At 60.5% G+C, this 448-nt stretch carries 1 protein-coding gene; it reads right to left on the reverse strand.

Annotated elements, in window-relative coordinates; genetic code table 11:
• A partial coding sequence (locus tag EN969_RS34900; RefSeq protein WP_127419982.1) for an aminotransferase class III-fold pyridoxal phosphate-dependent enzyme occupies positions 1 to 448 on the reverse strand: 448 nt, incomplete at both ends.

Here is a 448-nt window from a genome sequence, read left to right on the forward strand (position 1 = left end):
ACCTTGACGAAGGGGCGTTTCGTCGCCTTGTCTGCCACCAGCTCAACGGCGCCGATAAGACCGGTGCCCCGCGCTTCGCCGACAAGCGGGTGATCGGCAAATGAGCGGATGCCGGCCTGGAACGACGTCTCGAGGCGGGCCGCGTTTCCGATCAGGTCCCGCTCCTCGAAGATGGCCAGGTTTTCGAGACCCACTGCCGTCGCGACCGGATGACCTGACGCCGTGAAGCCGTGGCCGAAATTGCCGATCGTGGCGGTGTTGTCGGCGATCGCCTGATAGATCGCATCGGAGAAAATGACGGCGGCAAGCGGCATATAAGACGACGTGATTTGCTTGGAGACCGTCATGATATCAGGCGTGAAGCCGTATTTCTGAGCGCCGAAGGGCGTACCAAGCCGCCCGAAACCACAGATCACCTCGTCCGCTATCAGAATGATATCATTTGCCC

It is taken from the genome of Mesorhizobium sp. M7A.F.Ca.CA.003.01.2.1, from assembly GCF_003998945.1.
GTDB classification, from domain to species: Bacteria; Pseudomonadota; Alphaproteobacteria; order Rhizobiales; family Rhizobiaceae; genus Mesorhizobium; species Mesorhizobium ciceri.